The sequence below is a fragment of the Streptomyces sp. NPDC050564 genome, assembly GCF_044457265.1.
Taxonomy (GTDB): Bacteria; Actinomycetota; Actinomycetes; order Streptomycetales; family Streptomycetaceae; genus Streptomyces.
In genome coordinates, this window is sequence record NZ_JBITGS010000100.1 from 1 (window position 1) to 6,954 (window position 6,954).

General features: G+C 70.1%; 9 protein-coding genes. 3 read left to right on the forward strand and 6 right to left on the reverse strand.

Annotated features, from left to right (window positions below; translation table 11 throughout):
- Positions 1-210: 210 nt before the first annotated feature.
- Together ACIBK0_RS51570 and ACIBK0_RS51575 are read left to right on the forward strand one after the other, a co-directional pair.
- On the forward strand, positions 211-927 hold the full coding sequence (locus ACIBK0_RS51570; RefSeq protein WP_399097433.1) for a GAF and ANTAR domain-containing protein: 717 nt from the start codon (positions 211-213) through the stop codon (positions 925-927).
- Positions 928-1,206: 279 nt separating this feature from the next.
- Positions 1,207-1,377 (forward strand): hypothetical protein, encoded by a 171-nt coding sequence (locus ACIBK0_RS51575; RefSeq protein WP_399097435.1) that lies wholly within the window; start codon positions 1,207-1,209, stop codon positions 1,375-1,377.
- 161 nt (positions 1,378-1,538) lie between these two features.
- Here ACIBK0_RS51575 and ACIBK0_RS51580 read toward each other — a convergent pair whose 3' ends face one another.
- Together ACIBK0_RS51580 and ACIBK0_RS51585 are read right to left on the reverse strand one after the other, a co-directional pair.
- On the reverse strand, positions 1,539-2,375 hold the full coding sequence (locus ACIBK0_RS51580) for a DUF1206 domain-containing protein (protein WP_399097437.1): 837 nt from the start codon (positions 2,373-2,375) through the stop codon (positions 1,539-1,541).
- Positions 2,372-3,190, reverse strand: coding sequence for a SigB/SigF/SigG family RNA polymerase sigma factor (locus tag ACIBK0_RS51585; protein ID WP_399097439.1), 819 nt, complete (start codon positions 3,188-3,190; stop codon positions 2,372-2,374). Before ACIBK0_RS51585 ends, ACIBK0_RS51580 begins: the two co-directional genes overlap by 4 nt.
- A 324-nt stretch (positions 3,191-3,514) precedes the next feature.
- Between ACIBK0_RS51585 and ACIBK0_RS51590 the strand changes: the two genes are divergently transcribed.
- Complete coding sequence (locus tag ACIBK0_RS51590; protein ID WP_399097441.1) at positions 3,515-4,894, forward strand: diacylglycerol/lipid kinase family protein; 1,380 nt, start codon at positions 3,515-3,517, stop codon at positions 4,892-4,894.
- Positions 4,895-5,083: 189 nt separating this feature from the next.
- Here ACIBK0_RS51590 and ACIBK0_RS51595 read toward each other — a convergent pair whose 3' ends face one another.
- The 4 genes from ACIBK0_RS51595 to ACIBK0_RS51610 form a co-directional block, all read right to left on the reverse strand.
- A complete protein-coding gene (locus tag ACIBK0_RS51595; RefSeq protein ID WP_399097443.1) occupies positions 5,084-5,443 on the reverse strand; it encodes an ANTAR domain-containing protein in 360 nt (119 codons plus the stop codon).
- Between the two features lie 40 nt (positions 5,444-5,483).
- The gene (locus ACIBK0_RS51600; RefSeq protein ID WP_399097445.1) at positions 5,484-5,840 is read right to left on the reverse strand and encodes a PRC-barrel domain-containing protein; all 357 of its coding nucleotides are present in this window, start codon (positions 5,838-5,840) and stop codon (positions 5,484-5,486) included.
- The gene (locus ACIBK0_RS51605) at positions 5,837-6,238 is read right to left on the reverse strand and encodes an ANTAR domain-containing protein (protein ID WP_399097447.1); all 402 of its coding nucleotides are present in this window, start codon (positions 6,236-6,238) and stop codon (positions 5,837-5,839) included. Before ACIBK0_RS51605 ends, ACIBK0_RS51600 begins: the two co-directional genes overlap by 4 nt.
- Before the next feature lie 492 nt (positions 6,239-6,730).
- Positions 6,731-6,954: hypothetical protein (locus tag ACIBK0_RS51610; RefSeq protein ID WP_399097449.1), on the reverse strand; the 224-nt coding region annotated here is incomplete at its 5' end.

Below are 6,954 nucleotides of genomic sequence, written 5' to 3' on the forward strand. Positions count from 1 at the left end.
CCTTCGTCCGGCTCCGCGCCCACGCCTATGCGCAAGGACGCCGGCTCGCCGACGTGGCCGCCGACGTGGTGGCCCACCGACTCCGCTTCTCCCCGGACGCGAAGCCCAGACGGACCGACGAGGAAACCTGACACACCGGGTGCCATCCGATGAACGTGCCGTGCTTCCCGCCCTTTCCCGGCGGGACTAGTCTCAATCGAGGGTGACACGATGAATCAACAGCTCCTGGCCAAGACCTTCGTCGAGCTGGCCGACAACCTGGTCGCCGACTTCGACCTGATCGACTTCCTGCGCCTGCTCACCGACCGCTGCGTAGGCATGCTCGACGCGAGCGCCGCCGGGGTGCTGCTCGCCGACCGCGACGGCGAACTGCGCGTCGTGGCCGCCTCCGACGAACGAGTACGCCTGCTGGAACTCTTCCAGCTCCAGAACGACGAAGGCCCCTGCCTCGAATGCTTCCGCACCGGCACGCCGGTGGCAGTCCCCGACCTGACCCGGGAGATCGACCGCTGGCCGCGCTTCGTCACGGCGGCCTACCGCAGCGGCTTCGGGGCCGTCCAGGCCCTGCCCATGCGCCTGCGGGACGAGACCGTCGGCGCCCTCAACCTCTTCCACGCCGCCCCCGGCCCCTTCGACCCGGCCGGCACCCTCGTCGCCCAGGCCCTGGCCGACGTCGCCACCATCAGCCTGCTCCAACAGCGCTCCGCACACCGCAGCACCGTCCTGAACGAGCAACTGCAGACCGCGCTGAACAGCCGCGTACTGATCGAACAGGCCAAGGGCAAACTCGCCGAACGCCGAGGCATCGACATGGAACAGGCCTTCACCACCCTGCGCGGCTACGCCCGCGCACACAACCGACGCCTGTCCGACGTCGCCCGCGCCTTCATCGACGACTCCGAACCCCTCCCCGGCCTGGTGGCCTGACACGGTCGCCGAGGCGGTGACCGCACGCAGCTGCCCAAAACAGTAGGAATCACGCTCGGATCACAGGCCGTGCTTCTGGAGGCGCGGTGCTGCTGGTGCGCGGCTGCCGACTGGCGCACGCTGCCGTGCGCCAGTCGGCTGCGGGGCTGCCGGACTGCACCGCCGTCGCCCTGCGCGGGTGCCTGCGAGCAGAGCGCGCCCCGCCCCTGGAAGACGCTGGCACTACTGGTGGACAGCCTCTGGCCACCCATCCGCCACGACCCCAGGAGGCGTAGCGCCATGGCCTTCTTCCTGGTTCTTCTCAGCGGCGCCATCGCGCTGGTCGTCATCGGCGCTATCGTCGACGGCATGCCGTATCTGCTCTCCATCGGCGTGCTGCTCCTCATCGCCGCCGTGCTGTACCTGCTCGTGGGCTCGGTATCGCGCTCGCGCCGACGCCCGGCCCACTAACGCGTGGTGCTAGATGGCGGACCGCCGCTCCACATGCCCACATGCGGTCGGTGACGGGGGGCGGGACGGTTCCCCGCTGTTGTGTTGACCAGTGCGTGGTGACGGGCCGGCCCGAAGCCGAGCCTGCGGGAGGAGCTGGCAGATCCGGCTTGGGTCACCGTTTACAGGCGGCGCCAGCGAGCCGAGGCGCAAGAGAAGACACCGAAGAGAATCAGCCCGATCGCGACGGCGACCAGGAGCCATGGCCCCACCGGTGTCTGCGTGAAGCTACGGAGCGTCGCGTCCACGCCCTTGGCCTCGTCCGGGTCGAAGCGGACGGCTGCCACCAGGATGAAGATCCCGGCCACGGCGAACACCACACCACGTGCCACACCTCCGCCCACGCCCAGAGCGGTGACGACCTGCTTCGTACGGTGGCTCATGGTGCCGGTGTCCAGCTGCCGCAGGAAGCGCCGCGTGGCCGCCCGGACGGCGAGTACCACGCCGATGCCGATCAGCAAGCAGCCCGCGGCACCCACCAGCACCCGGCCGTACGGCAGTTCGAGCGCCGATGCCGTCCAGTCCTGCGACTGCGCATTGCCACTGGAACCCTGGCCGCCCCCGGCTGCGTACGCGGCGGTGGCCCGGCAGACCGCGGCGTAGAAGAGCGCCCGTCCACCGTCGAGCACTCGCGAGGCCGCCTTGCGCCGAGGCCCCCGGCCAAGGACCGCGCGGGCGCCCCGCCACAACGCCATGCAGCCGAACCCGACGACCAGCGCCCACAACATCGCCTTCCCGAAGGGCTGCGCCGCGATCTGGGCCAGCGCGCCCTGGCGGTCCGCCGACTCGCCGCCGCTGCCGAGGGCGATCCGGACGGCCAGTACACCGATGAGGACGTACACCACGCCTCGCGCGGCAAAGCCCGCCCGTCCGGCGGCAGTCAGTGTCTGCCTCTCCGCGGAACGACGGGTATCGGGCCTGGCGGCCCGGCGCCGCCCGTGCGCCCGGGATGTTGTCATGATGCCCTCCTCAAGGCGTGGGTGTCGGCCATGACCTGGTCGCGCAGGCGGGCACAGATGCGAGTGATCAGACGGGAGACGTGCATCTGAGAGACGCCGAGCTGCAGACCGATGCGGGCCTGCGTCATCTCGCAGAAGAACCGCATATACAGGATCTGCCGGTCACGTTCGGGCAGTGCCCGCAGCAGCGGGCGGAGCGCCTCACGGTTGACGGTCAGGTCGAAGCCGGGCTCCATGCCACCAAGCGTGTCGGTCAGTGGATGGCTGTCCGCGGAGTGGCCGGGCACGGCGTCCAAGGACAGAGCGGCGAAGCTCTCCAGCGCGCCCTGGCCCAGCCGTACCTCCGCCTCGGTCAGGCCGGTGTACGCGGCGATCTCGTGCACGGAGGGGTCTCGGCCGTTGAGCGAAGCGCACTCATTGCCGGCGGCCCGGACCCGGCCGCACAGTTCCTGTACGCGCCGCGGCACATGTACGACCCAGAGGTCGTCCCGGAAGTGCCGTTTCACCTCGCCGAGGATCGTCGGTATGGCAAAGCTCGGGAAGGCGGTGCCGAGACTCGGGTCGAAGCGGGAAACCGCCTTGACCAGGCCCAGTTGGGCGACCTGCTTGAGGTCTTCGAAGGTCTCACCGCGATGGCGGAAGCGCCGGGCCAGCCGTACGGCCATCGGCATCCAGGCACACACCACCTCCTGGCGCAGCGCGGACCTCTCCAGGCCGTCCGGCAGGTTAGCGATACGGCGGAACACGGCGTCGGTGTCCGGCGCGTCGTCGTAGCGGTGCGCGCTTCGTAAACCCTGCGTGCGTACGTCCGTCATCGACACGTGTCTCCCTCATCGGTGGAGTCGCTCACCGTGGGAGTCGGCAGACCGCAGCACACAAGGGAGCAGCGACAGCTGCTCCCACGGGCGTGCCTCCGGTCCGAAGCACCTCGGACGGGTCCCCGGACAGCCCGCTTTCAAACAAGCTGTGCGCCACGCAACCGCGGCTGCCCACGGGACGCGCGGGCGGCGAACGTGGAGCGCCCCTGGGCGGTCGCGTCTGGAACTGGATGGTCAACTGGCAACGCGGCAGGCACCGTTGACCAATTCGTGTGGGAAGGCGGCCGCGTGATCGGCATCGCCGCGGGTACCCAGTCGGGCATGAGACACCCCCGCGCACTCGATGCACGGCTCTTCTCGCGCGTCGCCTCCTCCCACACCCTGCTGCCGTGGCTGGCCGGCGCGGCCGTCATGGGTCTTTCCGGCAACCGTGGAGCACGCCGTGCCGCACTGCGCGCCACCGGCTCACTCGCCCTGACCTCCACCGCCGTCAGCATCGCCGCCAAATCGGCCTCCAGCCACCGGCTTCCACCCCGGCCCGCCACCCGGGCGTTCCCGTCCGGGCACGCGGCCGCCGTCGCGGCTTTCGCGACTGCCGTCACCCTGGAGTCGCCCTGGCTGGGAGCCGCGCTCATCCCCCTGGCCACGGCAGCCGCCGTCCTCCGCGCCCGCACCGGCACGTACTCGCCCGGTGAAGTGCTCGCGGGCGCCGCACTCGGGGTCGGTGTCTCGGCGGCGACCTGCCGTTGGTGGCCGCTACACGTGGACGAACCCGCCGACACCGCCCGGCCGAACGTCCCGGTCCCCGCGCTTCCCGCGGGTCTGGGGCTGATCGCGGTCGTCAACAGCGATGCGGGCGGCGACACCCCGGCCGAAGCCGAACTACGGACCCTCCTGCCGATGGCGGACATACGGCTCTGCGCGAGCGGCATCGACCTGCACCTGGTGCTCGACCAAGCCACCAAGGACGCACTCGCCCACGGGGGCGCCCTCGGCGTCGTCGGCGGCGATGGAACGGTCAACGCAGCAGCCGTCCGCGCCATCGAAAGCGGACTGCCCCTGGCCGTGTTCCCCGCCGGCACCCTCAACCACTTCGCCGCCGACCTCGGGCTGGCGACCCTGAAATCCACCGCCGACGCCGTGGAGGCGGGCTGCGGCGGAGCCGTCGACCTCGGCCGGGTCACCTCCGCAGACGGTGCCAGCACGTACTTCCTCAACACCTTCAGTATCGGCGTCTACCCCGAACTCGTCCGGGCCCGCGAAGCCCGCGAGACGCGCCTCGGCAAGTGGCCCGCTCTCTGCATCGGCCTGCTCCGCGTCCTCGCCGACGGAACCCCCAGCCAGGTCACCATCGCCGGGCGGCACCGACGGCTGTGGCTGCTCTTCGCCGGCAACAGCCGCTACGACCCGCCCGGCTTCGCCCCCTCCTACCGCCGCACCCTCAACGACGGACTCCTCGACATCCGCACCGTCGACGGCAGCCACCCCTTCGCCCGCACCCGGCTCGTCACCGCCTTCCTCACCGGCACCCTCGCCCGCTCCCGCGTCTACCAGGCCACCACCGTCACCCGGCTGCGGATCGACGGAATGAGCGCGGAAGAGGACTACACCCGTGACGGCGAAGTGAGTCCGGCGACTGACGCGCTCCACCTCGACAAAGCAGCACGTGCGCTCACCGTCTACCTGCCGCCACCGCAGTGACACCGCCGGCCGAGTGGCGCTCTCGAGGTTCTTCCTGCTCAACGGCTTCGGGGTAAGGGAAAGGCCAGGCCGGTGTTTGAGTTCCACGAGCTGGGCTACACAACGGAGGCGTCCGACGGCCGTCCTGGACGAAGGCACCGGAGAGTTGAACCCACAGCGTCCGGTGCCGTCCGCTGGGCACGCATGCCGTCACCGCCGGTCTGCCAGATGAAGGCGCCGCAGCCCCCGGCGCAGCTCCCGCTGTATCGGCTCCGGTAGCCTCTCGTCCTTCGTCGTGGCGACCAGAGCCGCAGCCACGTCACGGAGCTTGATGTTGCAGTGCTGCGACACGTCCACCAGCAGGTCCCAGGCCCTGCCGCTGGAACACGGCGCCAGGGCCATCACCATGCCGCGCGCCTGGTCGATCACCGCACGGCTCGCCAGCGCCCGCCCCAGCTGCTCATTCCTGGCGCGTAGTTCGACGACCTCGGCCAGTAGAGCCGTTTCCTCCGCCGAAGCCACGGCCGTCAACAGCCGCCGTTCTTCGCGGGGCGTGGTCACCTGGTGCATGGTCCGTACCTCACAGGGCAGTCATCCTGTCCATAGGCGGTCAGCGGCGCGCCAGTTGCCGTTCGCCGGCTGCGCCGGGCTTGTAGGCCAGTCCATAGTGTTTGAAGATCGCTTCCTCCTGTTCGGCGGGCAGCACGTCGTCGGTGCCGATCGAAGGAGCCTGTTTCACCAGCGTTTTCACATAGCCGACCTTGAGATAGTCCGGCCCGGCGATCGCATCATCGATGGGGACGAAGAGCAGACGGTGCCGGGTGGGCAGTCCGGTCCGTACCGTGGCCATGGCCGGCTCGTCCGTGGTGGTGTCCACATAGACCGCTTCGAGCACACCGATCTTGCGGCCCTCAGTATCGACGACGTCGCGGTTGCGCCATTCGCGGACGTCGGCTGCGTGAATCATGGCCTTCCCCTTCCGGTCGGCTCATCCGCCGGTGGTGAGTCGCACCCCCGGTCTTCCGCGTAAAGCCGCCGCAACGCACGCCGCAACGCACGCTGCATCAACAGTGAGAGCGGCTCCCCCTCCCAGGCGGCGACCACGACCGCAGCCACCTCCGGAAGTTTGGCGTTGCACTGCCGTGACATATCCACCAGCAGGTTCCTGGCCGGCCCACGGCGGCAGGGGGCCAGAACCATCACCATGCCGCACGCCTGATCGATCACCGCACGGCCGGCCAGCGCCCGCCGCAGCTGATCGACCTCGGCGCGCAGCGCCACGACATCCTCAGCCGCCGGGTCTTCTAGCGAGGTCTCGGCCGTCAGATCCCACCAATCCCCCGGGAGCATGGTTATGCGGTGCATGGCACGTACCTCTCGACGATTGCGGTGCGTCCGGTGCGGCCGAAGCCGTCCCGGAGCCTCTGGATGCCAGGCCGGTGCATCGGTCACCCGCGGCGTTCGCGGTCCCGACGGTCCTCGCGCCTCCAGCGCGCCCGGTGCTGACGGCTGTAGCGACGGTCCCAGCGGTCCTGACGCTCCCCGTAATCGGACCCGCCGCCAAGGCCCCGGCCTCCACCACGATCGCGACCGTAGCGGGTGGCGCCGAAGACCAACACGAGCGGCCACCCACCAGATGGGATTGAGGAACCCGAAACCGAACAAGATCAGAGCGACGATGAGAAGCAGGACGAACACGGCGGGCCTCCCCGGAGCGGAACAAAGCATCACTGCCGGGGGCCAGGGCCTGTTCGAACAGACTAGTCCTCCCCAGAGGTTGCCGATACCGGCCCAGGCCAGCATCCTCCGCCGAGACCGGATGGCCACTTGCCGTCTGTCCAGGAGACGCGGCGAGGACTAGCGTGCACGGTACGGCCCGAGCCCCCGGCAGTACCTGCCGGTGGGAGTGGAGATCGACGGCGTACGGCACTGGCGTACGTACTCGATCGCCTCGCCCCCGCCGCTCGCCGGGGCACCGGGGGCCGGACGCTGACGATCACGGTCAAGGAGGAACCCGGCGGCCGGGTCTCCCCGCACCTCGTGTACCGGACCCGCCCCGGCGCTGTGCTCCGACTCGGCCC